The 24,616-nt window shown below is 68.5% G+C and carries 19 protein-coding genes and 1 pseudogene; 4 read left to right on the top strand and 16 right to left on the bottom strand.

Going from position 1 to position 24,616, the window contains the following annotated elements; all coding sequences use genetic code 11:
* Positions 1-24 precede the first annotated feature (24 nt).
* Together chrA and NK214_RS07070 are read right to left on the bottom strand one after the other, a co-directional pair.
* Positions 25-1,371, bottom strand: a complete 1,347-nt coding sequence (gene chrA, locus NK214_RS07065; protein WP_253314110.1) for a chromate efflux transporter — start codon at positions 1,369-1,371, stop codon at positions 25-27.
* 2 nt (positions 1,372-1,373) lie between these two features.
* A complete protein-coding gene (locus NK214_RS07070) occupies positions 1,374-2,303 on the bottom strand; it encodes a chromate resistance protein ChrB domain-containing protein (protein ID WP_253314111.1) in 930 nt (309 codons plus the stop codon).
* A gap of 143 nt (positions 2,304-2,446) precedes the next feature.
* On the opposite strand from NK214_RS07070, the gene NK214_RS07075 reads away from it, so the two are divergent.
* Positions 2,447-2,887, top strand: a complete 441-nt coding sequence (locus tag NK214_RS07075) for an anti-virulence regulator CigR family protein (protein ID WP_227107573.1) — start codon at positions 2,447-2,449, stop codon at positions 2,885-2,887.
* A gap of 10 nt (positions 2,888-2,897) precedes the next feature.
* Here the strand turns inward: NK214_RS07075 and NK214_RS07080 are convergent, their stop codons facing one another.
* Positions 2,898-3,362 (bottom strand): GNAT family N-acetyltransferase, encoded by a 465-nt coding sequence (locus NK214_RS07080; RefSeq protein ID WP_253314112.1) that lies wholly within the window; start codon positions 3,360-3,362, stop codon positions 2,898-2,900.
* A complete protein-coding gene (locus tag NK214_RS25095) occupies positions 3,355-4,464 on the bottom strand; it encodes a methyl-accepting chemotaxis protein (RefSeq protein WP_305883544.1) in 1,110 nt (369 codons plus the stop codon). Before NK214_RS25095 ends, NK214_RS07080 begins: the two co-directional genes overlap by 8 nt.
* A 220-nt stretch (positions 4,465-4,684) precedes the next feature.
* Here NK214_RS25095 and NK214_RS07095 point away from each other — a divergent pair, with 220 nt between their 5' ends.
* Complete coding sequence (locus NK214_RS07095) at positions 4,685-5,473, top strand: DinB family protein (RefSeq protein WP_107800274.1); 789 nt, start codon at positions 4,685-4,687, stop codon at positions 5,471-5,473.
* 136 nt (positions 5,474-5,609) lie between these two features.
* On the opposite strand, the gene NK214_RS07100 is transcribed toward NK214_RS07095, so the two are convergent.
* The 12 genes and pseudogenes from NK214_RS07100 to NK214_RS07155 all read right to left on the bottom strand — a co-directional run bounded on the left by NK214_RS07100 (position 5,610) and on the right by NK214_RS07155 (position 23,028).
* Positions 5,610-6,377 (bottom strand): transporter substrate-binding domain-containing protein, encoded by a 768-nt coding sequence (locus tag NK214_RS07100; RefSeq protein WP_227107578.1) that lies wholly within the window; start codon positions 6,375-6,377, stop codon positions 5,610-5,612.
* An 84-nt stretch (positions 6,378-6,461) separates the two neighbouring features.
* Positions 6,462-9,155 carry a nitrate reductase gene (locus NK214_RS07105; RefSeq protein ID WP_253314113.1) on the bottom strand — a complete coding sequence of 898 codons (2,694 nt, stop codon included), beginning with the start codon at positions 9,153-9,155 and terminating at the stop codon, positions 6,462-6,464.
* A gap of 16 nt (positions 9,156-9,171) precedes the next feature.
* Positions 9,172-9,501, bottom strand: a complete 330-nt coding sequence (nirD, locus tag NK214_RS07110) for a nitrite reductase small subunit NirD (protein ID WP_048409167.1) — start codon at positions 9,499-9,501, stop codon at positions 9,172-9,174.
* Positions 9,502-9,508: 7 nt separating this feature from the next.
* Positions 9,509-11,941: a nitrite reductase large subunit NirB gene (gene nirB, locus NK214_RS07115; RefSeq protein ID WP_235089439.1), complete on the bottom strand. Its 2,433-nt coding sequence runs from the start codon at positions 11,939-11,941 to the stop codon at positions 9,509-9,511.
* 19 nt (positions 11,942-11,960) lie between these two features.
* Positions 11,961-13,163 (bottom strand): MFS transporter, encoded by a 1,203-nt coding sequence (locus NK214_RS07120; protein WP_048409169.1) that lies wholly within the window; start codon positions 13,161-13,163, stop codon positions 11,961-11,963.
* A gap of 302 nt (positions 13,164-13,465) precedes the next feature.
* Entirely contained in the window at positions 13,466-14,491 is a 1,026-nt protein-coding gene (locus NK214_RS07125) for a CmpA/NrtA family ABC transporter substrate-binding protein (RefSeq protein ID WP_253314114.1), read from the bottom strand.
* 16 nt (positions 14,492-14,507) lie between these two features.
* Positions 14,508-15,098, bottom strand: a complete 591-nt coding sequence (locus NK214_RS07130) for an ANTAR domain-containing response regulator (RefSeq protein ID WP_107800268.1) — start codon at positions 15,096-15,098, stop codon at positions 14,508-14,510.
* Positions 15,099-15,428: 330 nt separating this feature from the next.
* Positions 15,429-16,751, bottom strand: coding sequence for a glycoside hydrolase family 19 protein (locus tag NK214_RS07135; protein ID WP_235089438.1), 1,323 nt, complete (start codon positions 16,749-16,751; stop codon positions 15,429-15,431).
* 439 nt (positions 16,752-17,190) lie between these two features.
* Positions 17,191-17,412, bottom strand: coding sequence for a hypothetical protein (locus tag NK214_RS07140; RefSeq protein ID WP_048409173.1), 222 nt, complete (start codon positions 17,410-17,412; stop codon positions 17,191-17,193).
* A gap of 66 nt (positions 17,413-17,478) precedes the next feature.
* Positions 17,479-17,691 (bottom strand): annotated as a pseudogene (gene infA, locus NK214_RS07145) (translation initiation factor IF-1); the annotation flags it as partial.
* Positions 17,692-18,098: 407 nt separating this feature from the next.
* Positions 18,099-21,377, bottom strand: coding sequence for an EAL domain-containing protein (locus NK214_RS07150; RefSeq protein WP_253314115.1), 3,279 nt, complete (start codon positions 21,375-21,377; stop codon positions 18,099-18,101).
* 202 nt (positions 21,378-21,579) lie between these two features.
* Positions 21,580-23,028, bottom strand: coding sequence for a PLP-dependent aminotransferase family protein (locus NK214_RS07155; RefSeq protein ID WP_107800265.1), 1,449 nt, complete (start codon positions 23,026-23,028; stop codon positions 21,580-21,582).
* 230 nt (positions 23,029-23,258) lie between these two features.
* Here NK214_RS07155 and NK214_RS07160 point away from each other — a divergent pair, with 230 nt between their 5' ends.
* Complete coding sequence (locus NK214_RS07160; RefSeq protein WP_107800264.1) at positions 23,259-23,966, top strand: LysE family translocator; 708 nt, start codon at positions 23,259-23,261, stop codon at positions 23,964-23,966.
* A gap of 70 nt (positions 23,967-24,036) precedes the next feature.
* Complete coding sequence (locus NK214_RS07165; RefSeq protein ID WP_253314116.1) at positions 24,037-24,588, top strand: isochorismatase family protein; 552 nt, start codon at positions 24,037-24,039, stop codon at positions 24,586-24,588.
* Positions 24,589-24,616: the final 28 nt, after the last annotated feature.

Consider the following 24,616-nt stretch of genomic DNA (forward strand, 5'->3'; position numbering starts at 1 on the left):
GCCTTTCTCGATGGGGGAATGCGTTCACGGCAGGCGCCACAGGCTGAGCAGCAGGCCGGCCAGCGCCGCGCCGGCTATCACCGGCATCGCCTTGACTTGTTTTTTCAGCAGCGCCCAGGCCGCCAGCGCGGCGATGGCGGCGGAGGCCCCGTCCACGCCGCCGCGCCAGCCTTGCGGCCACAGCACATGCCAGCCGAAGAACAGGGCGAGGTTGGCGATCACCCCGACCACGGCGGCGGTGACGGCGGTCAGCGGCGCGGTCAGGCGGATCTCGCCATGGCTGTGTTCGATCAGCGGGCCGCCGGCCAGGATGAAGACGAAGGAGGGCAGGAAGGTGAACCAGGTGACCAGCGCCGCGGCCAGCGCGCCGGCCAGGAACAGGTGCTCCGGGCCCAGCAGGGCTTTGGCGTAGCCGCCGACGAAGCCGACGAAGGCCACCACCATGATCAGCGGCCCCGGCGTGGTTTCGCCCAGCGCCAGGCCGTCCAGCATCTGGCCGGCGCTCAGCCAGCCGTAATGCGCCACCGCGCCCTGGTAGACATAGGGCAGCACCGCGTAGGCGCCGCCGAAGGTCAGCAGCGCGGCCTTGGTGAAGAACCAGCCCATCTGGGTGAAGCCGCCGTGCCAGCCGTAGGCGGCTGTCAGCAGCGCCATCGGCAAGCTCCACAGCAGCAGGCCGGCCAGCGCCGCGCGGCCCAGCCGTAGCCAGGAGAAGCGGGCGTGCGCCGGCGGCGGGGTGTGATCGTCGATCAGCGCCGGGCCGTAATGCGCGTCCGCGCCGCCGTGGCCGCCGGCCTGGAACCAGCGCGGCCGCAGCCGGCCGGCCAGCGCGCCGATCAAGGCCGCCGCCAGCACGATCAGCGGGAAGGGGGTTTGCCATAGCGCGATGGCGCACAGCGAGGCCAGCGCCACGCCCCACAGCCAGGGCCGTTTCAGCGTGCGCGTGCCGATGCGCCAGGCCGCCTGGGCCACGATGGCGACCACCGCGGGCTTGATGCCGTAGAACAGGCCGGCGATCCAGGCCAGGTGGCCGTAGGCGATGTAGACCCAGGACAGCAGCACCAGCAGGAAGAAGGACGGCAGCACGAACAGCGCGCCGGCGGCGACGCCGCCCCAGCCGCGGTGCAGCAGCCAGCCGATATAGGTGGCCAGTTGCTGCGCTTCCGGCCCGGGCAGCAGCATGCAGTAATTCAGGGCGTGCAGGAAGCGGCGTTCGGAAATCCAGCGCCGGCGCTCCACCAGCTCCTGATGCATGATGGCGATCTGGCCGGCCGGGCCGCCGAAGCTGATCAGACCCAGCTTGAGCCAGAAACGGAGCGCTTGCCGGAAGCCGACGGGGGCGGGCGCGGCGTCGCGGGGGCTGGGCGGCATGATCAGCTCTCCTTGGCGAACTGTTGGTAGAGCCCGTCCCAGATATGGGCGGCGGCGCTCAGCAATTGGTCGTCGTCGCTCAGCGCGGCGCGCAAGCCGGCCAGCACGGTTTCCACGCCGCTGGCTTCCGGCGGCGCCGCGCCGCCCACGTCCAGATAATGGACCAGCTCGGCCAGCCTTCGCAGCGGGGGCGCGTCCAGACCGAAGCTGGCCAGCAGCACCTCGAAGCTGACCTTGTCGCCGACATGGGTGAAGGCGGCGCCGTCGAAATCGAAGCCCAGCGCCTCCGGCGGGCAGTCGCCGGGCGCGGCCAGCCACAGGATGCGCGCCTGCGGGTCGATGAAGCGGCGGATCAGCCAGGCCGAGGCCAGCCGGTCCACCCAGGGGCGGCGGCGGGTGGCCCAGATCCGGCCTTGGTGCTCGGCCACGGCGCGGCGCGGAATCTGCATGTCCAGACTATGGGGCTCGCCCGGCGACAATTGCAGCTGGATGGCGGTTTCCAGCTGTTGCAGCGCGGCCTGCGCCTGTTGCTGGCCGACGCCGGGGAAGAAATCGATGGCGGCGACGCCGGCCAGGGTCTTGCTCAGCCGCCGCCATTGTTTCAGCCGCTCGGCGGCGTTGTCGGGGTCCAGCCCGCTTAGTTGTTCCTGGATGTCCTGCCGCAGCTGCTGATAGTCGGCGTCGCGCTGGAACAGCGGCGGAAAATCGCTGCCGTCCAGCGGCCGGCAGGCCAGCAGCCGCGCGACGCCGCCGTGTTGTTGGATGTCGGAGGCGATGGCCTCCAATTGTTGCAGCCGGGCGTTGCTGCCGGGCAACAGGTAGGCGCCGTCGCGCAGCGCGGCGGAGCCGCAGGCTTTCAAGGCGCGCCAGGCGCGCATGCGCGCGGTGGCGTTTTCGGTGGGCAAAGAAGTGATCAGCAGCAGCCAGTCCATGATGCGCTCCATTTTTTTGTAGCGTATTCTACAATTATGTAGCGATCAATATATTTTGTCGGGCGCGAGATACAGTTGGACTCAAGCTTGGCCGGCGCGTGGTCGATAATCTAAATCGGGCTCAACAGAGACGGGAGACGAAGATGAAGCGATGGAAGCAATGGTCTGTGTGCTTGTTGGCGGCGGCGCTGGCGGCGCCGGCGCTGGCCAATCCGCCGGAAGGCAAGGGCCAGGGTCATGGCCAGGGGCAGGGCAAGCACAAGGATAAAGACAAGGACAGGGAAGCGTCGCCGGAGCGGTCGGACCGGGATTTGGTGGCGGCGGGCATCAGCGTCGCCGCCGCGCGGCGCCTGGCGCTGGATTCCGGGGTGACCGGCTATAAATCCTTGCCGCCGGGCATGCGCAAGCGCCTGGCGCGCGGCAAGCCGCTGCCGCCCGGCATCGCCAAGCAGGTCTTGCCGGCGCCCTTGCTGAGCCAGCTGCCGCGCCACCCCGGTTACGAGTGGCGGGCGGTGGGCGCGGACCTGGTGCTGGTGGCGGCCAGCGGCTTGATCGCGGATATCTTGCTGGACGTGCTGCGCTGATCCGGCCGGCTTACAAGATTTGGCGGTAGATCACCGCGTCCGCCAGCTCCGCCACCTGGTCGTACAGGCGGCGCGCGACGAGGTTGTCGCCGGCGGTGCGCCAGTAGAGCATGGCGGCGCCGTCGTCGCGCGCCCGTTCCGCGGCGGCTAGCAGCAGCGCGCGGGCGACGCCGCCGCCCCGCGCCGCCGGCGCCACGTATAGATCCTGCAGATAGGCGCTGTCCTGGATCTGGATGGTGCTGCGGTGGTAGAGCAGGTGGGCGATGCCCAGCAGCGCGCCGTCGGCGACCGCGGCCAGCCCGCGCACCGGCTCCTCCGGCGCGAGCAGGCGGCGCCAGGTTTCCCGGTCCACCTCCTCGGGCAGGGCGCTGACGCCGACGCGGCCGTAGAAGGCGTTGTAGTCGCGCCATAAGGGCAGCCAGCCGGCGTGATCGCCGGCTTGCAGCGGGCGGATGGAGAAGGCGGCCTCAGCCATGGCGCGCTTCCGTTTCGCCGGCGCCGGCCATGTGTTCCAGCCCGGCCAGCACTTGCAGGCTGGCGGCTTCCATCATCGCGACATGTTCCACCGCGGCCCGGCTGTCGCCGTCGGCGTGGGCGCGCAAGGCGTCCAGCGCCGCGGTGTGCACCTTGGCGTGCGGCGCTTCGATTTCGCGGAAGCCGGGCAGGTGGGAGAAGCCGGCGCGGCCTTCGCCTTCGTAATACCACTTGCCGAAGCGGCAGTGCTGATGCGAGCCGAAGTGGCCGATGTCCTCGTCCGACAGGCCGAACATCACCTGGTAGACGCGGAATTTGTAGATCAGGTGGTCCATCTTGGCCAGTTCGCAGAAACCGCGCAGCGCGGAGGCGGCGATGCTGCCCTCCATGCTGGTGGACATGTCCAGCAATTGTTTCATGGTGCCGGCGGCGGCTTCGCCGTCCTGGCTGAAACCGGCGGCTTGTTCCGCCAATTGCTCCATCTGGCTGCGGCTGCCGGCGCTGTCGCCGCGGATCTGCTCCACCAGCTTGGCGATGTCGGCGGTGGCGGTGGCGGTGCGTTCGGCCAGCTTGCGCACTTCGTCGGCCACCACGGCGAAGCCGCGGCCTTGCTCGCCGGCGCGCGCCGCTTCGATGGCGGCGTTCAGGGCCAAGAGATTGGTCTGGTCGGCGATGTCGCGGATCAATTGCACGATGCCGCCCACCTCCTGGGCGCGGGCGTCCAGCTCCCCCACTTTTTCCGCCGCGCCCTGCGAGGCGCCGGCCAGTTTGGACAGATCGGCGGCGATCTGGTCTATGGACTGGCGGCTGCGCAGCGAAATGCCCTGAGCGGCGACGGCGCGGTCTTTTTCCCGGCTCATCACGCTGGAGAGGGTGGCCAGCGACTGCTGGGTGTCGGTCATCGATTGGGCGAAGGCGGAGAGATTGGCGATCAGTCCGTTCAGTTCCTGAACTTTGGCCTGACTGGCGGCCAGCTGGCGTTCGGCTTCATCGGCGCGGCTGCGGGTGTGTTGCAGTTCCTGGCGCATTCGCTCCGCCTCCTGGCTGAGTTGCAAGCGCTCCGCCTGCTCGCGCGCGGCCTTGTCCTTGTTCCGGAACCACATTCCATTCTCCTCTTGAAGCCGGACCGGCATAGGCAGGCGTGGCTTGCGCTTGCATGTCGCCGGGTGATTTTAAATAAACGTTTAGCATTATCCGAATGCCGTCATGAATCTGCAATCATTTGTCTTGTTTAAGTTTGATTAATTATGACAAAAATCAGACTTGACGCTTGTTGCGCCGTTTACTAAGGTATCATTTTGATACGTTAAATAAGAGGCTCTTATGCACTCTCGTTTTGATGTCTTTCGCGAACAGGCGTTGGGCCGCCAGTTGGAGGCTTTGATCGACACGCCGCAGCGTTATGTGGAATACGCGGCCTTGTCGCGCGCCGAAGTGCCGGCGATTGCGGCCATCGTCCACGATGTGCGCCAGCTGTTTCCGGAAGTGGAGGCGGACGCCAGCGCGCGCCAGTTTTGCGGCGCGATGGTGGCGGAGGTGATGCGCCGCCATTATCACGAGGTGTTGCGGCCGCGCGGCCGGGTACCGGGCGGTTATTTCACTTACGGGGTGGTGTGGACGCCTCGGCCGCAACAGTTGGACTGGGAGCAGCGGCTGGAGGCGCTGCGGGCGATGCCGGCCCAGTTGGCGGCGGCGCTGCGCGTGATTCCGGCCGCGGACTGGCGGCGGCGGCCGGACGGCATCGATTTTGCCGCGGTGGAGCATGCCTGCCATCTGCGCGATCTGGACCGGATTTTCTGCCAAAGGGTGGCAAGGGTATTGACCGAGGACATGCCGGATATTCCGTCGGTAGACGGCACTGAAATGTCGCGCGAACTGGCTTATCTGGAGCAGGACGGCTCAGCGGCCCTGGACGATTTCCTGGCCGGGCGGCGGCATTTGCTGACAGCGCTGGCCGGCGCCGAAGCGGCCCAGCGCGGGCGGCTATGCCTGTTTGGCGGCGAGCGGCGGATGAGTCTGGAGGATTTGGCCGAGGACATGCTGCAGCACGACCGCGCCCATTTGCTGGAGGTGGAGGAACTGACGGCGGAGTTGGGCGGCGAGCCGGTTTGAGCGCCGGCCCGGCTCAGAGTCGGTTGACGATCTGCTGCGCGTCGGCGATACGGCGTTGAGAACGGCCCTTGTACACTCCGCTGCTTCCGCCGCAAGGCCTGGTCTCGCCTTGGTTCGCGAGATGGTAAACGCCCTCTCAGGGTTGTTGGTACCAGGGGCGGCGCAGCAGCGCGGGCAGCAGGGTTTCGCGCAGTTTGCCTATCTGCTGCCACAGGCAGCGCGCCAGGGCCGGATTGTCCCGGTGCCAGCGCTTGCCCAACACCAGATAGTAGTCCTTGCGCGACAGCGGCGGCTGCAGGCGGACGATGCCGGCCTGCGGGTGGTCTTCCAGATAGCGGTCGCCGATGTGGTTCTGCGTGGCGTAGGCGGCGATGTGGCGCGCCAGCAGTTTGCGGAAGTTCATCTCGGTGTCTTTGGCGGCCTCCACCTGGGCGCCCTTGGCGCGCAGATCGTCGGCGATGGACCAGCCGGCGTTGACGCCGATGGCGCCCAGCGCCGGCAGGTTCTTGCCGTTCCAGGCCGGCGGCGCGTTTTTCAGCGCGTACAAGGAATAGGCCAGCGTGGTCAGCCGGTAGCGCGGGTCGGGTTCCTCGCCCTGCATCGGGTAATCGAAATAGGCTTCGCGTTCTTTGTTGTGGGAGAACATGAAGGCGGCGTCGTGCTGATCGTGCTGCATCTCGGTGAGCAGGCGCTTGCCCGGCAGCCGCGACAGCTTAAGCGCGATCCGGCAGCCCTTGGCCGCCGCCTGCGCCATTTCCACCACCGCGCCGGGGTGGGGCGGCATTTGATCGCCTTCGCCGCTCATATACGGGTCCGAGGCCACCGCGCCGTAAACCATGTCCAGCGTCGCCGCCGCCGCCGGCTGCGCGGCCAGCGCCGCGATCAGCAGTCCTATCTGTTTCAAGCCCAATCCACGCATCCATCGCTATCGCCTGCGCAGAGGGTAACAGCGCCGGACTCCCTTAGCATAGAGTTCCGCGCCGGGGTTTCAATATTCCCGTTCCGCCTGTCGCGCCAGCATGCGTTTCAGCTCCGGCAGACAGGAGCCGCAAACGCCGCCGCAACCCAGCCGCGCCTTGAGTCCGGCCAAGTCCGCGCCGTCGGCGATGGCCGCCTGGATGCGCTCGGCGTCCACTTGCAGGCAGTTGCAGACGATGCGCGCGGCGGCGGGCGCGGCCGCGGCGCCGGGGACCAGCGCGCTGAGCCGGCTGCCGGGCCAGGGCCGGCCGCTTTGCATCGCGGCCAGCAGCCGCGCGCCGTCGTCCTGGCCGCCGGCGAAGACGTAGGCCCAGGGCGCGTCGTCGCGCCAGGCGATGCGTTGTTCCAGGCCGCGGCGCGCGTCGCTGAAGGTTTGCAGCTGCGGGCCGCCGTCCAGGTCCAGCAGCCAAGTCAGCTCGGCCAGCCAGTCCGGCCGCGGCTGGGCGTGGGCGGCGTTCAGCACCAGGATGTCCGGCGGGCGCAGGCTGAGCGCGGCGTAGCCGCAGCCGGCCAGCAAGGGCTGCAGCCGCGCGCGCAGCGCCGGCAGGTCCGGGTGGCGGCTGGCGGCGCGCACCCGCCACGGCAGTTCGGCGCGTTCCACCCGCACCGCGGCGTGCTTGAGTTCGGGCTGGAACGATTGCGGGTCCACCGCCGGCGAGCAGGCCTGGTTGACGCCGCCGCTGTCCAGATGCTGGCCGCTCCAGTGCATGGCGGCGAACACGCTGCCGCCCGGCAGTTCCTCGCAAAGCGCCAGCGGCAGCACCAGACCGCCGCGCCGGCTTTCCACCCTGACCAGTTCGCCGGCCTGGAGGCCGCGGCGGGCGGCGTCGGCCGGGTGCATGTCCAGCGTCGGTTCCGGCGCGTGGGAGAACAGCCGCGCCACCCGGCCGCTGCGGCTCATGCCGTGCCATTGGTCGCGCAGCCGGCCGGTGAGCAGGCGGAAGGGGTAATGGGCGTTGACCGCGTCCGCCGGCGGCCGGTAGGGCGTGGCGTGGAACAGCGCGCGGCCGTTGGCGGTGGCAAAGCGGCCGTCTTCGTAACGCCGAGCCTGGCCGGCGGCCGCGCCGGCCGGGAACGGCCATTGCTGCGGGCCGTCCCGCTCCAGCCGCGCGTGGCTGAGGCCGCTGAGGTCCAGATCGCGGCCGGCGGTCAGCGCCGCGTGTTCGGCGAACACCGCCGCCGGTTCGCTGTGTTCGAACAGGCTGGGCGCGTCCGGGTAGAGCAGCCGTTCCAGCCGGCGGCCCACTTCGGCGGCGATCCAGCCGTCGGCGCGAGCCTCGCCCGGCGGCGGCACGGCGGCGCGCACCCGGCTGATGCGGCGTTCGGAGTTGGTGACCGTGCCTTCTTTTTCGCCCCAGCTGGCGGCGGGCAGCAGCGCGTCGGCGCAGGCGGCGGTGTCGGTGTCGGCGTAGGCGTCCTGGACGATGACGAATTCGGCCTGGGCCAGCGCCTGGCGCGCTTGCTCCAGGTCCGGCAAGGAGTGGGCGGGATTGGTGCAGACTATCCACACCGCCTTGACCCGGCCGGCCTTGAGCGCGTCGAACAGCGCGATGGCCGGCAGGCCGGGGCGGTCGGAGAGCCGCTCCGGCGGCACGCCCCAGTGGGCGGCCACTTCGGCGCGGTGTTGCGGGTTGGCGATGTCGCGGTGGGCGGCCAGCATGGTGGCCATGCCGCCCACTTCGCGGCCGCCCATGGCGTTGGGCTGTCCGGTCAGCGAGAAGGGGCCGGCGCCGGGGCGGCCGATCTGGCCGGCGGCCAGGTGCAGATTGATCAGCGCCAGGTTTTTGGCGGTGCCGTGGCTGGACTGGTTCAAGCCCATGCAGTACAGCGACAGGCTGGCCGGGCTGCGGCCGAACCATTCGGCGGCGGCGGTCAGGTCGGCTTCGGCGATGCCGCACAGGCCGGCGGCCTGGCGCGGCGAATAGTCGCGCAGCAGGCGCTTGAGCGCGTCGAAGCCCTCGGTGTGGGCGGCGATGTAGCTCTCGTCTATCAGCCCTTCCCAGATCAGGTGGTGCAGCATGCCGTTGAACAGCGCCACGTCGCTGCCGGGCTGGATCTGCAAATGCAGGTCCGCCAGCGCCGCGGTGTCGGTGCGGCGCGGGTCCACCACGATCCACTTGCGGTCCGGCCGCGCCGCCTTGGCGGCCTCCAGCCGGCGGAACAGCACCGGGTGGGCGTAGGCCGTATTGCTGCCGGCCAGCAGCACGCAATCGGCCAGGTCCAGGTCCTGGTAGCAGGTGGGCGGGCCGTCGGCGCCCAGCGCCAGCTTGTAGCCGCTGACGGCGCTGGACATGCACAGCCGGGAGTTGGTGTCGATATTGTTGCTGCCGATCAGGCCCTTGGTCAGCTTATTGAACAGATAGTAGTCCTCGGTCAGCAGCTGGCCGGAGGCGTAGACCGCCACCGCGTCCGGCCCGTGGCGGCGGATGACGCCGGCCAGCCGCTCGGCCACGGTGTCCAGCGCGCTGTCCCAGTCCACGCGCCGGCGCGCGGCGTCGCGGGTCAGCCGCAGTTCGGGGTGCAGCGCGCGGCCGGACAGGCTGGCGCAGCTGTCCGCCAGCGCCAGGCCCTTGGTGCACAGCCGGCCGTGGTTGGCCGGGTGGGCCGGATCGCCTTCCACGCCGGTGACGCGCGCGCCGTCGCTGTGGATCAGCACGCCGCAGCCGACGCCGCAGTAACAGCAGGTGGAGGGGGTGGTGGTCATGGCGCGGTCCCCGGGTTCACAGTTGCAGGTAGACGTCGCCGTCCCGCAGGCTGACCGGGAAGCGTCGCGCGCAGCCGCGGTCAGGCGCCTGGGCTTCGCCGTCGTCCAGATTGAGGGTCCAGCCGTGCAGCGGGCAGGTGACCGCCGCGCCGTGCACCAGGCCCTGGCTCAGCGGGCCGCCCTTGTGCGGGCAGCGGTCCAAGAGCGCGAACACTTGCTGCGGCTGCGGCCGGAACAGGGCGATGTCGCCGTCGTCGCGCGCCAGCACGCGGCTGCCCAGCAGCGGGATGTCGTCCAGCGCGCAGATGCGCAGCCAGCGGGAGGAGGGGGGCGGGGTGGGTTCCATGGCGGCCTCAGGCGATGACTTTCAAGGGGATGTATTCCTGGCGCTGCGCGCCGGCGATGCGGGCGGCCCAGGGGTCGGGCAGGCCTTCCAGCGCGAACAGCAGCCGCTGGTACAAGGCCTGGCGGTTGGCGGCGTCGTCCACCACCCGCGCCTTGACGTAATCCAGGCCGACGCGGGCGATGTAGCGGACGGTGCGGTCCAGGTAATAGCCCTCCTCGCGGTAGAGCTGCAGGAAGGCGCCGCTGTATTCCTTCACTTCCTCGGCGGTTTTCACCTTGCACAGGAATTGCGCCACCTCGGTCTTGATGCCGCCGTTGCCGCCCACGTACAGCTCCCAGCCGGAGTCCACCGCGATCACGCCCACGTCCTTGATGCCGGCTTCGGCGCAGTTGCGCGGGCAGCCGGACACCGCCAGCTTGACCTTGTGCGGCGCCCACATATTGGCCAGCATGGTTTCCAGGTCTATGCCCATCTGGGTGCTGTTCTGGGTGCCGAAGCGGCAGAATTCGCTGCCGACGCAGGTTTTCACGGTGCGGATGGATTTGCCGTAGGCGTGGCCGGATTGCATGCCCAGGTCTTTCCAGACATCGATCAGGTCTTCCTTGCGGATGCCCAGCAGGTCGATGCGCTGGCCGCCGGTGACCTTGAGCATGGGCACCCGGTATTTGTCGGCCACGTCGGCGATGCGGCGCAGCTCGGCGGCGTTGGTGACGCCGCCCTTCATCTGCGGGATCACCGAGAAGGTGCCGTCCTTCTGGATATTGGCGTGCACCCGCTCGTTGACGAAGCGGCTTTGCGGATCGTCCACCGCCTCGCGCGGCCAGGTGGACAGCAGGTAGTAGTTGATCGCCGGGCGGCAGCTGGCGCAGCCGTTGGGGGTGCGCCATTCCAGGAAGTGGTAGACCGCGGCGTGGTCCAGCAGGCGGTGGTCGCGGATGGCCTTGCGCACCTCGGCGTGACTGTGATCGGTGCAGCCGCAGACGGCCTTGGTCTTGGGCGCTTCCTGGAAGCTGGAACCCACGGTGTTCATCAGGATCTGTTCCACCAGGCCGCTGCAGGAGCCGCAGGAGCTGCCGGCCTTGGTGCATTGCTTGACCTCGTCCAGGGTGAACAGGCCGTTTTCCTTGATCGCTTTGACGATGGCGCCCTTGCTGACGCCGTTGCAGCCGCAGACTTCGTCGCCGTCCCGCATGCCGGCGGCGCGGCTCTGGCCTTGGACGCCGACGTCGCCGATGGCGGTTTCGCCGAAGATCAGCCGCTCGCGCAGATCGCCTATCGCGCGCTGTTCGCGCAGCAGCTTGAAGTACCAGGCGCCGTCGGCGGTGTCGCCGTACAGGCAGACGCCGATCAGCTTGTCCTCGCGCAGCACCAGTTTCTTGTACAGGCCGCCGGCCGGGTCGGACAGCACGATCTCTTCGCAATCGCCGCCGCCGATGAAGTCGCCGGCGGAGAACAGATCGATGCCGGTGACCTTGAGCTTGGTGGCCATCACCGAGCCCTGGTAGCGGCTGCTGCCCAGTTGGGCCAGATGGTTGGCGCAGACCTTGGCCTGTTCGAACAGCGGCGCCACCAGTCCGTAGCAGACGCCGCGGTGGCTGACGCATTCGCCCACCGCGTAGATGCGCGGGTCGAAGGTCTGCAGCGCGTCGCTGACCACCACGCCGCGCTCGCAGTGCAGGCCGGCGCCGGCGGCCAGCGCGATATTGGGGCGGATGCCCACCGCCATCACCACCAGCTTGGCCTCCAGGGTTTCGCCGTCGGCGAGCTTCGCCGCCGCCACCGCGCCATGGCCGTCGTCCAGCAGCGCGGCGGTCTGGCGGCCCAGCAGGAAGCGCAGGCCGCGCGCTTCCAGCGAGGCCTGCAGCAACTGGGCGGCCGCGGGGTCCAGTTGTCTTTCCAGCAGCCAGTCCGCCAGGTGGACCACGGTGACGTCCATGCCGCGCTGCTTCAGGCCGTAGGCGGCTTCCAGGCCGAGCAGGCCGCCGCCTATCACCACCGCCCGGCCGCCGCCGGCGCTGGCGGCCAGCATGGCTTCGGTGTCGCGGATGTCGCGGTAGCCGATGACGCCGGCGAGATCGCGGCCCGGCAGCGGCAGCATCACCGGCAGCGAGCCGGTGGCGAGCAGCAGCCTGTCGTAAGGGGCGACGCTGCCGTCGTCGGCGCGCACCAGGCGGCGCGCGCGGTCCAGTTCCACCACGGTCTTGCCGGTGTAAAGGCTGATGCCGCGTTCGGCGTACCAGGCGCGCGGATTGAGCACGATGTCGTCGAAGGTCTGTTCGCCGGCCAGCACCGGCGACAGCTGGATGCGGTTGTAATTGGGGTGCGGCTCGGCGCCGAACACGGTGATGTCGTACAGGTCCGGCGCCAGCGTCAGCAGCTCTTCCACGGTGCGGATGCCGGCCATGCCGTTGCCGACCACCACGAGTTTGGGTTTGGTCATGATGGATGTCCTCGCGGGTTCAGAGCCGGGCGCTGGCGAGAGACCAGCCGGCGCGCCAGCGCTGGCGCAGCCCGGCCAGGCCGGCCCAGCCGGCCAAGGCCAGCGCGGCGTACAGCCACAGTCCGATGGCGTAGCCGCCGCTGGCCTGCTTGATCACGCCCAGGCCGGCCGCCAGCAGGAAGCCGCCGACGCCGCCGGCCATGCCGATCAGGCCGGTGACCGCGCCGATCTCGCCGCCGAAGCGCTGCGGCACCAGCTGGAACACCGCGCCGTTGCCGGCGCCGAGGCAGAGCATGGCCAGCACGAACAGCAGCAGCGCGCCGCCGGCGCCGCCCGCTTCCAGGCCGGCGGCGAACAGCAGCGCCGCCACCGCCAGGTAGACGGCCAGCAGCGAGCGGGTGCCGCCGACGCGGTCCGCCAGCACGCCGCCCAGCGGCCGCATCATCGAGCCGGCGAACACGCAGGCGGCGGTATAGAGCCCGGCGGTCTTGGCGTCGAAGCCGAACTGGTCGTGGAAATAGCCGGGCAGCGCGCTGGCGAAGCCGGCGAAACCGCCGAAGGTGATGGCGTAGAACAGCATCAGCCACCAGGCGTCGCGCTGGGCCAGCACCGCCAGATAATCGGCCCAGCGCTTGGGCGGCGGCGCGCCCGGCGCGTCCTTGGCCAGCCGGGCGAACAGCAGCAGCGCCAACAGCAGCGGCAGACAGGCGAGGCCGAACACGTTCTGCCAGCCGAACTGCAGCGCCAGCGCCGGCGCGAACAGCGCCGCCAGCACGGTGCCGGAGTTGCCGGCGCCGGCGATGCCCAGCGCCGTGCCCTGATGCGCAGGTGGATACCAGCGCGAGGCCAGCGGCAGCGCCACGGCGAAGGAGGCGCCGGCCACGCCGAGGAACAGGCCCAGCAGCAGCGCGCCGCCCAGGCTGGAGAGGCCGACGCGCCAGGCGGCGAGCAAGGCGGCGATGACGACGATCTGGGCGATCAGCCCGGTGCGCTTGGCGCCGATGCGGTCCGCCAGCATGCCGACGGCCAGCCGCAGCAGCGCGCCGGCCAGGATGGGAGTGGCCACCATCAGCGCGCGTTCTTGGGTGTCCAGGTCCAGCGCGGCGGCGATGGGCACCTGCAGCGGGCCCAGCAGATACCAGACCATGAAGCTGAGGTCGAAGTAGAGAAAGGCGGACAGCAAGGTGGGCTTGTGCCCGGTGTGCCAGAAAGAACGGTCCATGCGAAACTCCTGTGCCGCGAGCGGCCGGGGGCCGGCCAAAATAAAAACGGCGTTCGCTCCTCGGTGATAGCAGGAGCGGACGCCGTTGTCCGTTGCCGTCCCGGCCGCCATTGGCCGGACAAGCATTTGGGGTGGGCGGGGCACGTCTTTGTGCCAGGCCCGGCTTGACTTATGCAAACGCCGTGCCAGCCTCCGCGCGCCGGAAATCCGGGTTTCGCGTGGATTCGCGGCGGGAAGCCGCACCGCGCTGGTGCGAAAATAGCCGGCCGCGCACTGAGTTTGTGCGTTGCAACATGCGGGGCTTAATCAAGCAGACGCTCCGTCGCCGGGTAGCGCGGCCGTCCGTCCCACTCCACGCCGTCGCACAGCCGGCTGCGGCGCTGCGGCCGGGCCTGCGCGTCCTCGTCGCCGCGCAGCCAGCCCCAGCGCCGGAACTGGTCGATGAACCAGACGCCGTCGGACGGATAGGGATAGTTGACCCGGCCCTGGTCGAAGAAGCGCAGCGCCGACGCCCCGGCGGCGGCCGAGGGCAGGGTGGCGGCGATCAGCGTTTCCGGCAGGGCGATATGCTCCGGCCGCGCCAGCCAGCGCGCCGCCTGGCGGCGGTTTTCGCCGTGCTCCAGCCAGCGGCAGGCTTCCAGCAGCGCCATGATCAGCGCGGCGGCGGCGGCCGGTTCTTCTTGCGCGAAACCACGGCGGCAGAGCAGGGCTTTTTCCGGGTGGCCGGGCCAGATCTCGCCGCTGGCGACGGCGATGCGGCCGGCCTGGCGCGCCGCCGCCTGCTGGTGCCAGGGCTCGCCGGCGCAAAAACCGTCCAGCTGGCCGGCTTCCAGCGCCGCGCCCATCTGCGGCGGCGGAATCACCACCAGGCGCGCGTCGCGCAGCGGGTCCAGGCCTTGCGCCGCCAGCCAGTAATTGAGCCACAACGCGTGGGTGCCGGCGGGAAAGGTGTGCGCCAGCGTCAGCGGCGCGCCGCCCTGGCGGACGCGGCGCGGCAAGGCCTGCTGCGGCGCCGCCGCCAGAGCGTCGGCCAACGGGTGGCTGAGGGTGATGGCCTGGCCGTTCTGGTTCAGCGTCATCAGCAGCGCCATGTCCGCTTGCGGGCCAGCCAGGCCCAGCTGCATGCCGTAGGCCAGGCCGTACAGCGCCGCGGCGGCGTGCAGGCGGCCGTCCAGCAGCTTGTCGCGCACCGCGCTCCACGAAGGCTGGCGCAGCAATTCCAGTTCCAGGCCGTGGCGGCGGTCCAAACCGAGCTGGCGCGCGACGATCAGCGGCGCGCTGTCGGTCAGCGGCAAATAGCCCAGGCGCAGGCGGTGGGGGACGGTCATGGGATTTCCTCGCGGCTCAGCCTAGCAGTTCGGCGGCCTGGATCAGTTGTCGGGCGAGATCGGCGACGCGCAGGCCCTCGCGCATCGCCTGCCGGCGCAGCGCCTGGTAGGCGTCGTTTTCGCTGAGCCGGCGCTTGTCCATCAGAATGCCCTTGGCGCGCTCGATCAGCTTGCGTTCGGCCAGCTGCTGTTCCGCCGCCGCCAGCCGCTGTCGCAGCCGGGCGTCCTCGGCGAAGCGGGCGCGGGCCAGGTCGATGATGGGCGCCAGCCGCGCCGCGTCGGCCTGGTCCACCACATAGGCCGCCACGCCGGCGTGGACGGCGGCTTCTATGGTGGGCAGGTCGCCCTGGTCGGCGAACATCACCACCGGGTGCGGCGCGATCTCGCCCAGCAGCGCCAGTTGTTCCAGGGTGTCGCGCGACGGGGATTCGGTGTCCACGATCACCACGTCCGGCCGCAGCCGCTCCACCGCCTGCAGCAGCGCGGCGGCGCCGTCCACCTCGGCGACGACGGCGTAGCCGGCGCGCGCCAGCGCCTGGCGCAGCGAGGCGATGGTTTTGGCGTGGTCGTTGACCAGCAGCAGGCGCAGCGGCGGAGGCGTGGACATTGCGGCACCGGGGAGAAGGGACGGCTTGGCTGAAGCAAGCGCCGTGCCCAAGGGCATTCTTGACGCGATTTTTAGCGAGGATGCGGCCGGATTGACGCGGCGTTTAGCCGCGATGTCTTAGAGTGGCTAACAAAAATCAGTTTTACGGCTGAGGCAAGGCGTGCCGACGCAGGCAGTACTTGAGTACGACAAGTCGGCGCAACGCAGCATCAGGGGTTTGTTAGCCGCTCTTATCGTGGAGCGGAGACAAGGCCAATGGACAGGAGGTGAAACACGGGTGAACAACAGTCGTTGGCGAGGCCGGCCCCGCGCGAGCGGAGCCGGCCGATTTCATTTGAGTTTGACGTTCCAGTTGTCCTCGACGCAGCGCTGGTAGTTGCCGGCTTGCAGCGCGCTGTACGGAGTCTGGTAGTTCACCAGCTGGCATTTGTAGTCATTGCCCCATTTCCAGTCCTTTTCCCAATAGATGTTGTAGGCGGCGGAGCTGGCGGCGCTGAAGCGCTGCATATTGGCGCAGGACAGCTGCTCGTTGCCGTAGTCCCAGCCCAGGTCCTTGGCGAACTGGCGGTAGTAATCGATGCGGTTCTGCGCCGCCTGGCGCTCGGTGCCGCCGCCGCACTCGGCGTTGATGATCTGGATGGTGGTGGCGAAGTTGTTGCCGGCGCCGGCGGCCTTGTCCGCGGCGTTGGGCACCCAAGTGCCGTCCAGCACATGCAGCATCGACGGCTTGGGCGGCTGCGGGAAGACGAAGAAGAAGGTGGCCGAGCTCAGGTTGAGCCAGGTGGAGGCCACCAGGTCCGGGTTCTTCAGCAGTACGGATTGGTCGCCGTCGTGCATGGCTTGGGAGAAGGGGCCGTAGTTGTAGTTGTAGGACAGCTGCTTGGCGCCGCGGCCGAAGTACTTTTTCCAGCTGCCGTCGGCGTTCTTGCCGCAGGTCCACACCTTGTTGAACACCGGATCGGCGCATTCGGTGTTGTAGCCGCAGCCGGGGCCGGTTTCGGCGCAGCCCATTTCGCGCAGGTATTTCAGACCTTGCCGCCATTCCGGCACCGTGTCGCTGCGGTTGTGGTCGCCGGTTTCCTGGGCGAAGTGGGCGAACATGGTGGCCAGGCTGTGGCGGCAGATGGCGTCGCCGTCGCGGCCGTCGCCGTAGTCGTCGCAGATGGCGGGAAACTTGGCGATGGCCTGCAAGAAGCGCTGGTAGCTGTAGCTGGCGTCGCGGCGGGAGAAGTAATACTCCCACTTGCTCGCCGGCAGCAGGCGCTCCACCCGGCGCACGTTCAGCGGGTTGGCGGCGCGGCCGGGCGTCACTTGTTCCACCTGGGCGTTGGGCAGGGTGCGGATCGAGGCTTTGACGTTGCGGAAGAAGGAAGTGTCGGTCAGGGCGGCCTCGTATTGCAGCGCTTGCTGCAGCGTGGGCGGCTGAGGCTGGCCCGGTTCGGCCAAAGCCGTGGCCTGGGCCGCCGCCGGCGTCCAGCTGCCTCTGGGGTTGGCGGCCGGCGTTTCGGCGCGGGTGCGCCATTTGGCCTGCCAATCCTGACCTTGCCATTGGACTTGCTGTCCAGCCTGATAGACGGCGCCGGCGTTCCAGGGCGCGGCCAAAACGGACTGGCAGGCCAGGCTCAGCAGCAGGGCGGTGAAGGGTTTGCGCATGTTGGCTCCTGTTGTCGGGCTGCCGGCGCGGGGGACGCCGCGCGAAATCATCGCAGCCGTTTATGGGGGCCTCGACACACCTGCTGCGCGGTCCGATGGCCTCGCTCAGTCACAGGCTTCTGGCTTTGCCGTGCGCGCGGTTTCGGGGCTTGCGTTCTGATGTCAGAGGACGCGTCTTGCTCTTGAACGGATCGCGGCGGTTTTCGAGGTTGCCCTAGATGGTTTTCTGCCGCGCGCGACGCACGGCATAGATACCACTATGGAACCAATTTTTGATATGTCAAACGACTTTTTGAAGGAGAGTGGGCTTGACGCGGCCATGCGGCCGGCGCGCGGCTAAGCCGGAAGGGGCGAAGAAAGCGGAAGCGGCCGCGGCGGGCGCCGGGGTGAGATCCCGGACGGGTGCGGCGTTGAGCGTCAATCGGATCGTGCGGCCGTCTCAGGGGCGAGAGGCGTTGATCCAGGCGTCGTGTGGGTAGCTGGCGGAATCCAGGCCCAGTTCCGACGAAAAAGTGACGTGACAGTGACGTCCTACTGCATTGACCGCAATCACGGTAAATGTGATTGCGGCGCTATCGTGTTGTTCGGCGATGTAGTCGCCGGGTTTGAGTTCATTGACTCGCAAATGTTGCTCCAGGGCATGACCGCGATAGCGGGTCATGCCGGCAGATCAACGGCGTCGGTTGTGATGGGGGCGAGGCGTGCCGCCGCCGGCCGGCGCCGTCGGATGACGGAAATTGATGCGGCCCTTGGTCAAGTCGTAGGGCGACATCTCTACAGTGACGCGGTCGCCTACCAGAACGCGAATACGGTGCATCTTCATCTTGCCCGAGCCATAGGCCAGGATTTCGACGTTGTTGTCCAGACGCACGCGGAAGCGGGACTCGGGCAACATTTCAATGACAACACCTTCCAGTTCGATCATGTCTTCTTTGGACATTACGATTCCTTTCTAATACGGTAGGCCAACAGCCACAGCGGCAGTCACATGGACTGCCGCGAGCGGGTGCTATTGGCGCGTCTATTCGGTAACCAAGCTAGGGAGGGGCTGGCTTCACAGGCAGCCCTCAGGCAAGGCGGAGCGTCCGACAGGCAGCTGCCGGAACGATCAGAAAATCTGAGGCGAACGGTATTATATATCTAACGCACTGATTTGTCAGAAAAATACAAGAATTTATCCGGCAATGGCCGAATCAGACGCGGCGATGAGGCGGTTTTCACAAAAAAATCAGGGAGATGGATTTATCCGCCGCCGTCGCCGTTGTGTTGAAAATCGCATTGGCAAGCGGGTTTCAGCGCCCTTGTCCCGCTATCCCGCCTAAGCGCGGCGGGTCGTAAACCGGTTCATTAGAGGCGGAGCGGAGCCGCGCCGCCTTTCTTGACCAGTTCGGCGAATTCGTTTTCTGGCATCGGCCGGGCGTAGAGAAAACCTTGGCCGTGCTCGCAACCGGCGTCCAGCAGGAAGCGGCGCTGGGCTTCGTTTTCCACGCCTTCGGCCACCAGGCCCAGGTGCAGGGTTTTGGCCAGCGAGATGATGGCCAGGCTGATGCTGGTTTCGTGCTCGCGGTCCGGCAGGCCGCGCACCAGCGATTGGTCGATTTTCAGTGTTTGCACCGGCAATTGGCGCAGATAGCTGAGCGAGGAATAGCCGGTGCCGAAATCGTCGATGGACAGGCCGACGCCCAGTTGGCGCAGCTCTCGCAGCACCGACAGATGCGCGTCCGGATTGCTCATTACGAAGCGCTCGGTGATTTCCAGTTCGATCTGCTGCGGCGGAACCCGGCAGTCGCGCAGCGCCTGCTTCAGGGTTTGCAGAATGGGCGCGCGCTGGATTTGCGCGCCGGCGATATTGAGGCTGAGCACGCCCGGCGACAGGCCGGCGTCCTTCCAGCGGCGCAGAATGCCGCAGGCGTGGCGGATCAGCCAGCTGCCGATCGGGATGATCAGGCCGGTTTCCTCGGCCAGCGGAATGAAGGTGTCCGGCCCGATCAGGCCCCGGCTCGGGTGCTGCCAGCGCAGCAAGGCCTCGGCGCCGATCAGGGCGCCGCTTTGCAGATGATATTTGGGCTGGAACACCAGGAAGAGTTCGCGCCGCTCCAGCGCCAGGCGCAGCTCGCGTTCCTGTTCCACCCGCAGCCGCGCGCGCTGGGTCAGCTCCTCGGTGTAAAAGCGGAAGGCGCCCTTGCCGTCGTTCTTGGCCTGGTACATGGCGGCGTCGGCGTTGCGCATCAGCGTTTCCGCGTCCTGGCCGTCGCGCGGGTAGATGCTGATGCCCACGCTGCAGCCCACTTCCACCTCCTGTTCTTCCAGGCGGAACGGCCGGGCGCAGGCTTTGACGATCTTGTTGGCGATGTCGATCACCGGATTGTCGGCTTTCTGGTTCTCCAGCAGGATCAGGAATTCGTCGCCGCCGATGCGGGCCACGGTGTCGTTGGCGCGCAGGCAGTCCTTGAGCCGGGCGGCCACTTCCACCAAGAGGCGGTCGCCGGCGCCGTGGCCGCGGGTGTCGTTGATCTGCTTGAAGTTGTCCAGATCGATGAACAAGACCGCCACGCGGCGGCGCTCGCGTTTGGCGGTCTGGATCGCGTGTTCCAGCCGCGACAGGAACAGCAGCCGGTTGGGCAGGGTGGTCAGCGAGTCGTAATGCGCCAGCTGCGCCATTTCGGCGGCGGATTTCTTGATCTGGGCGATGTCGGAGAACACGCCGACGTAGTTGCGCACCGCGCCGTCGGCGTCGCGCACCGCGGTGACGGTGAGCCAGGCCGGCGCCACGCTGCCGTCCTTGTGCCGGTTCCAGATTTCGCCTTGCCAGCGGCCGTGTTCCGCCACGGTCTGCCACAGCCGGCGGTAGAAGCCGGCGTCGTGGCGCCCGGAATGCAATAGGCGCGGGCTCTGGCCCAAGAGGTCGGCGCGGGCGTAGCCGGTGAGCGTGCTGAAGGCCGGGTTGACGTCGAGGATGCGCAGATCGGCGTCGGCGATCATCACCCCTTCCAAAGTGTGTTCGTAAACGGCGGCGGCCTGCTGCAGGGTCTGTTCGCGGCGCTTGAATTCGCTGATGTCCTGCAAGGTGCCGCTCAGGCGGACGACGCGGCCGCGGCCGTCCTGTTCCAGCGAGATGTGATGGCGCACGTGGCGGTCGCCGCCGTCCGGCAGCAGGATGCGGTGGTCAAGCTGCGCGGTTTCGCGCCGGCGCAGCACTTGGCGCAGGCAGCGGCGCAGCGGCGGCCAGTCGGCGGGCGGCAGCAAGGCGGGCAAGCGCGCCAGCGGCGGCGGGGGCCGGGCCGGGTCCAGCCGCCACAATTGGTACAGCTCTTCCGACCAATGCGGGGCGGCGTCGCCGCGCCGCCATTCCCAATGGCCTATTCGCGCCTGGGCCAGCGCCTCGCTCTGACGGCGTTGAGCGTCGCTGTGGTATTGGCTGCGCTCCAGGAAGTTGGACAGCATGTCCGCCACCGATTGCAGCATGTGTTGCTCTATCCACAGCCAGCTATGCGGCGTCGGCGCGCTGACCGCCAACACGCCGCGCCAGCATTGGCGAGGCCGCAGCGTGGCCAGCAGCGCGCTCTGGCCGTTGTCGCCCAGCAATTGGCGCAGCGCGGCGGCGGCTTCCGGCGCGTCGGCGCTGTCGTTCAGTTGCAAGGTGCGTTGCTGGCCCAGCTGTTGTTCCAGCCAGCAGAGTTTGGAGCGGGGGATGGCCGGGGCCTCGGCCGGCGGTCCGGCCGCCCGCGCCTCGTTTCGCCATTCTCGGGCGATGCGCACTTGCTTGCCTTCGGCGTCGAGCAGGGCCAGCAGGCAGCGGTCGGCGCCCAGGAATCGTCCCACGCGCTCCAGCAGGCCGCTCATGCGCGCCCACAGCGGTTCGGCCGGTTGGCTGGCCAGTTCGGCGGACAGGCCGGCCAGTTGCGCGAGGATGTCCAGATGGCGGGTCAGCAGTTGCTCGGAGGTGAGCCGGTCGGTGGCGTCGTGGAAGGTCAGCAGCAGGCAGTCCTGGCCTTCGGCCCGCAGCGGCCGCGCGCGGATGTCGGCATGGCCGGCGTCGCCGTCCGGCCGGCGCAGCGGGGTGGCGGCGATCTGGCTGGGTTTGTCCTTGGGCAGGGCCAGCAGCGGCCGCAGCGCTTCGGCCAGCCCGCTGTCGGGCGCCAGCGCCGAGAGCGCGAGGGGATAGGCGGGCGGCTCGGCGAGGCCCAGCAATTCCATCAGCGCGGCGTTGGCGTACAGCACTTGCTGGCCGCTGGGCTCCAGCAGCAGCACGCCGTCGTCCAATTGCTCCAGCATGGCCTGGGCCGGCGGCGGCTGGGGTTTGGCGGCGGCGCTCAGCGCCGGTTGCAGCAGCTGCCGCCCCAGGCTGTGGGTCATGTCGGTGAGCATCTGCCGCGCCTGTCGTCCGGCGGCGCTGTCCTGCGGCAGCGCGGGCTGAGCGGCCAGCGCGGACAGCATCTGCGCTTCGCCTATGGCGTGGCGCAGCGCGTAATCGCGCACTTGCTCCAGCTGGCGCAACAGGCTGTCCAGCGACGCGCCGGCGGCGAAGGCGGCGTCGTAGCGGTTCAGCAAGTCGCGCAGACGGCGTTGGTGTTTGCCGGCGGCGGGCCCGCTATCGGCGGCGGCTGGTTTCTTGATCGTCGGCATGAAGTCTCTTTCTGCGCTCGCGCCCGCTGCGGACGCGGTCAGGTCTTGCTTCATTGTTAGGCATGGATTTCAAAAAGGCCAACCACTTAATAGCTATATGAGTGGTTCATAAAAACGCCGGCGCGTCTTGAACATGTCTTCGCGCGCGGCGGGGCGCGGGCTTGCGCGGGATCCGCCGCCGGCGGGCGTTGCCGGCGGGGGTTTATGAACGCCGGAGCAGGCCGGCCAGTTCGCCGACGCGCGCCAGCGCCGCCAGATAGCGGTCGTCCAGCGGATAGCAGCAGGACAGCCGCAGCGCGTTGGGATAGCGGCCGCTGGGGGAGTACAGCGGGCCGGGCATGATGCTGATCTTTTCCGCGATGGCGGCGTGGAACAGCGCCACCGCGTCGATGTCCTCGGGCAGTTCCACCCAGATCAGGAAACCGCCGGAAGGCGCGGTGGCGTGGGTGCCGGCCGGGAAGTGGCGCGCGATCATGCCGCGGACTTTTTCCACGTGGGCGGCGTAGCGCCGCTTCAGCGCGCGCAGATGATGGTCGTAGCCGCCGGACTCCAGAAAGGCGCCCAGGGTTTCCGCCAGCACCGCCGGCTCCGCCACGGAGGAGGCGAATTTGAGCTGGCGCAGCGCGTGGCCGAAGCGTCCGCCCTCCATCCAGCCGATGCGGAAATCGGGCGCCAGGGTCTTGGTGTAGCTGGAGCAGACGATGACCCAGCCTTCGTCGTCGAAGGCCTTGACCGCAGGCGACAGGGTGTCGCCGAACTGCAGCTCGGCGTACAGCGCGTCCTCGATCAGCGGCACTTGGTGGCGGGTGATCAGCCGCGCCAGCCGTTTCTTGGCCTCCAGCGGCATGGTCGCGCCCAGCGGATTGTGCACATTGGGCATCGCCACCAGCGCGTTGATGCGCTTTTCCGCCAGCAAGAGTTCCACCGCGTCGATGGACAGGCCGGTTTGCGGATCGGTGGGGATCTCCACCGTTTTCAGGCCCAGGCTGGCGATCAAGGGCAGCAGGTTGAAATAGGTGGGCGATTCCAGGCCCACGGTGTCGCCGGGCCGGGTCACCGCGCGCAGCGCCAATTGCAGCGCTTCCATGCAACCGTGGGTGAGCACGATGTCCTGCGCCTGCAAGGTCATGCCCAGTTCCAGACCGCGGCGCGCGATCTGGGTGCGCAGCCGCAAGGAGCCCGGCGGCAGCGCATAGCGGCTGATCATGCCGGGCTGGCGGCGCAGTATCTGTCCCATCAGCCGGCCCAGCTTGCCGCCGGGGTAGAAGTCGCCGCCGTGCGGACAGGCCAGCGCCAGGTCGATGTAGTCCTCGTTCTGCTGCGCTTCCAGCACGGTGTCGATCAGGCCCAGCACCTGCGGGCGGGTGGGCGCCGCCGGGCTGCTGAGGGTGGCGGCCGGCCGCGCCGGCGACGGCAGCCGCGCCCGCACGTAGTAGCCGGATTGCGGCCGGGCCTCGATCAGGCCGCGGTCTTCCAGCACCCGGTAAGCGGCCACCACGGTGTTCAGGCTGAGCTGGCGGCTTTGCGAGGTGCGCCGCACCGACGGCAATTTGGCGCCGGGCGGCAGCGTGCCGCGCTTGATGGCCAGCGACAGATCGTCGGCCAGTTGCTGATACAGCGTGGGGGCTTGGGGGGCGACAATGGGTTCCATGAGCACAGCTTGCCGCGCTTGGGCGGTGGTAGACAGACACAGTGCCCATGATAGGCGATGGTGACAGTTTGAGGAAACGCCGCGCTGTCACCACCGCGAAAGGTGACAGCTGCGGCTGTCGGCGCGGCGAGGCGCTGCGTAGCATGGATTGGGAAAGCGGGGCCGCGTCGGCCCCATGCATCGTCATACCGCGCCGCCGGCCGGCGCGGAGCAAGAAAGTGAAGCCCGTCATGCCCGAATTCGCCCTACTGTCCTACGTGGCGGTGATGTCCATCACCCCCGGCCCCAATAACCTGATGCTGACCGCGTCCGGCGTCAATTTCGGCTTTCGCCGCACCATCCCGCACATGCTGGGCATCAGCCTGGGCTGCGCTTTCCAGGTGTTTCTGGTAGGCAGCCTGCTGTCGCTGCTGCTGGACGGCATCCAGGCCGCGCGGCTGCCGCTGGCCCTGCTGGGCTGCGCTTATCTATTGTGGCTGTCCTGGAAGATCGCCCGCGCCGGCCAGCCGGAGGCGGGCGCGGCGGCGCGCCCGCTGGGCTTTGTCGGCGCGGCGCTGTTTCAATGGCTGAATCCCAAGGCCTGGGTGATGGTGATCAACGCCGCCATCCTGTTCATGCCGGCGGCGGACGGGCAGCGCTGGCTGGGCGCGGCCATGCTGGCGGCGGTGTTCGCCGTGGTCAATCTGCCCTGCATCGGCGTCTGGGCCTGGGCCGGCGAGCGCTTGCGCGCCTGGCTGGCCAGCCCGCGCGCCTTGCTGGGTTTCAATCTGAGCATGGGCGTGTTGATGGCGGCCACCGCGCTGTGGCTGTTGTACGACGAATTCCAGCCGCAGGGCCCGGCGCGGGCGGCCGAGGTCGCGGCCGCGCCGGCGGCGCCGCGAGCGGTGGGCACGATGTCCGTTTTTGACAGCGGCTTGTCCGTAATCAGCGTTAAATAAAGGCGGGAGAGTCCGTAGCATTCGGGCTGTGTTCAACAGCGTCCGGCCCGGACGCGAGGGAGAAACCGCCATGAAGAAAACCGCCTTGCTGGTGATTGACGCGCAAGAGTCGTTCCGCCACCGTCCGTATTGGAAGGAAGACGAGATTCCGGCCTTTCAGGACAAGTTGCAGCAATTGATCGCCGGCGCCGAGAGACTGGGCGCGCCGGTGATCAACATTCTGCACGAAGACGGCGACGCCGCCTTTTCCGCCGAGTCCGGCCTGGTGCGGCCGCTGGAGTGGCTGCGCCACCGGCCGGCCGCCACCTTCGTCAAGCACGTGCACAACGCCCTGACCGATTCCGGCCTGCAGCCCTGGCTCATCCGCCACGGCGTCCAGCGCTTGATCGTGTCCGGCATCCGCACCGAGCAATGCTGCGAAACCACCACCCGGGTGGCCTCGGACTTGGGCTACGAGGTGGATTTCGTCACCGAGGCCACGCTGACTTTCGACATGAGCCATCCGCATAGCGGCCAGGTGTTCAGCGCGGCGGAGATTCGCGCCAAGACCGAGCTGGTGCTGGCCGGCCGTTTCGCCGACGTCGTCAGTGTGGAGCAGGCGCTGGCCAAGCTGGCGCGCTGAACGGCGGGTATTTGACCATCGCCATCTC

Origin of the sequence: Chromobacterium sp. S0633 (assembly GCF_024158805.1) — a bacterium.
Lineage (GTDB): Bacteria > Pseudomonadota > Gammaproteobacteria > Burkholderiales > Chromobacteriaceae > Chromobacterium.

Coding starts and splice junctions, on each gene's coding strand:
- NK214_RS07120 (WP_048409169.1), bottom strand. CDS start 13,163: ATGGACCGTTCTTTCTGGCACACCGGGCACAAGCCCACCTTGCTGTCC.
- NK214_RS07135 (WP_235089438.1), bottom strand. CDS start 16,751: ATGCGCAAACCCTTCACCGCCCTGCTGCTGAGCCTGGCCTGCCAGTCC.
- NK214_RS07075 (WP_227107573.1), top strand. CDS start 2,447: ATGAAGCGATGGAAGCAATGGTCTGTGTGCTTGTTGGCGGCGGCGCTG.
- nirB (WP_235089439.1), bottom strand. CDS start 11,941: ATGACCAAACCCAAACTCGTGGTGGTCGGCAACGGCATGGCCGGCATC.
- NK214_RS07160 (WP_107800264.1), top strand. CDS start 23,259: ATGCCCGAATTCGCCCTACTGTCCTACGTGGCGGTGATGTCCATCACC.
- NK214_RS07070 (WP_253314111.1), bottom strand. CDS start 2,303: ATGGACTGGCTGCTGCTGATCACTTCTTTGCCCACCGAAAACGCCACC.
- NK214_RS07080 (WP_253314112.1), bottom strand. CDS start 3,362: ATGGCTGAGGCCGCCTTCTCCATCCGCCCGCTGCAAGCCGGCGATCAC.
- NK214_RS07095 (WP_107800274.1), top strand. CDS start 4,685: ATGCACTCTCGTTTTGATGTCTTTCGCGAACAGGCGTTGGGCCGCCAG.
- NK214_RS25095 (WP_305883544.1), bottom strand. CDS start 4,464: ATGTGGTTCCGGAACAAGGACAAGGCCGCGCGCGAGCAGGCGGAGCGC.
- NK214_RS07150 (WP_253314115.1), bottom strand. CDS start 21,377: ATGCCGACGATCAAGAAACCAGCCGCCGCCGATAGCGGGCCCGCCGCC.
- NK214_RS07130 (WP_107800268.1), bottom strand. CDS start 15,098: ATGTCCACGCCTCCGCCGCTGCGCCTGCTGCTGGTCAACGACCACGCC.
- NK214_RS07155 (WP_107800265.1), bottom strand. CDS start 23,028: ATGGAACCCATTGTCGCCCCCCAAGCCCCCACGCTGTATCAGCAACTG.
- NK214_RS07105 (WP_253314113.1), bottom strand. CDS start 9,155: ATGACCACCACCCCCTCCACCTGCTGTTACTGCGGCGTCGGCTGCGGC.
- NK214_RS07125 (WP_253314114.1), bottom strand. CDS start 14,491: ATGACCGTCCCCCACCGCCTGCGCCTGGGCTATTTGCCGCTGACCGAC.
- nirD (WP_048409167.1), bottom strand. CDS start 9,501: ATGGAACCCACCCCGCCCCCCTCCTCCCGCTGGCTGCGCATCTGCGCG.
- chrA (WP_253314110.1), bottom strand. CDS start 1,371: ATGCCGCCCAGCCCCCGCGACGCCGCGCCCGCCCCCGTCGGCTTCCGG.
- NK214_RS07140 (WP_048409173.1), bottom strand. CDS start 17,412: ATGACCCGCTATCGCGGTCATGCCCTGGAGCAACATTTGCGAGTCAAT.
- NK214_RS07165 (WP_253314116.1), top strand. CDS start 24,037: ATGAAGAAAACCGCCTTGCTGGTGATTGACGCGCAAGAGTCGTTCCGC.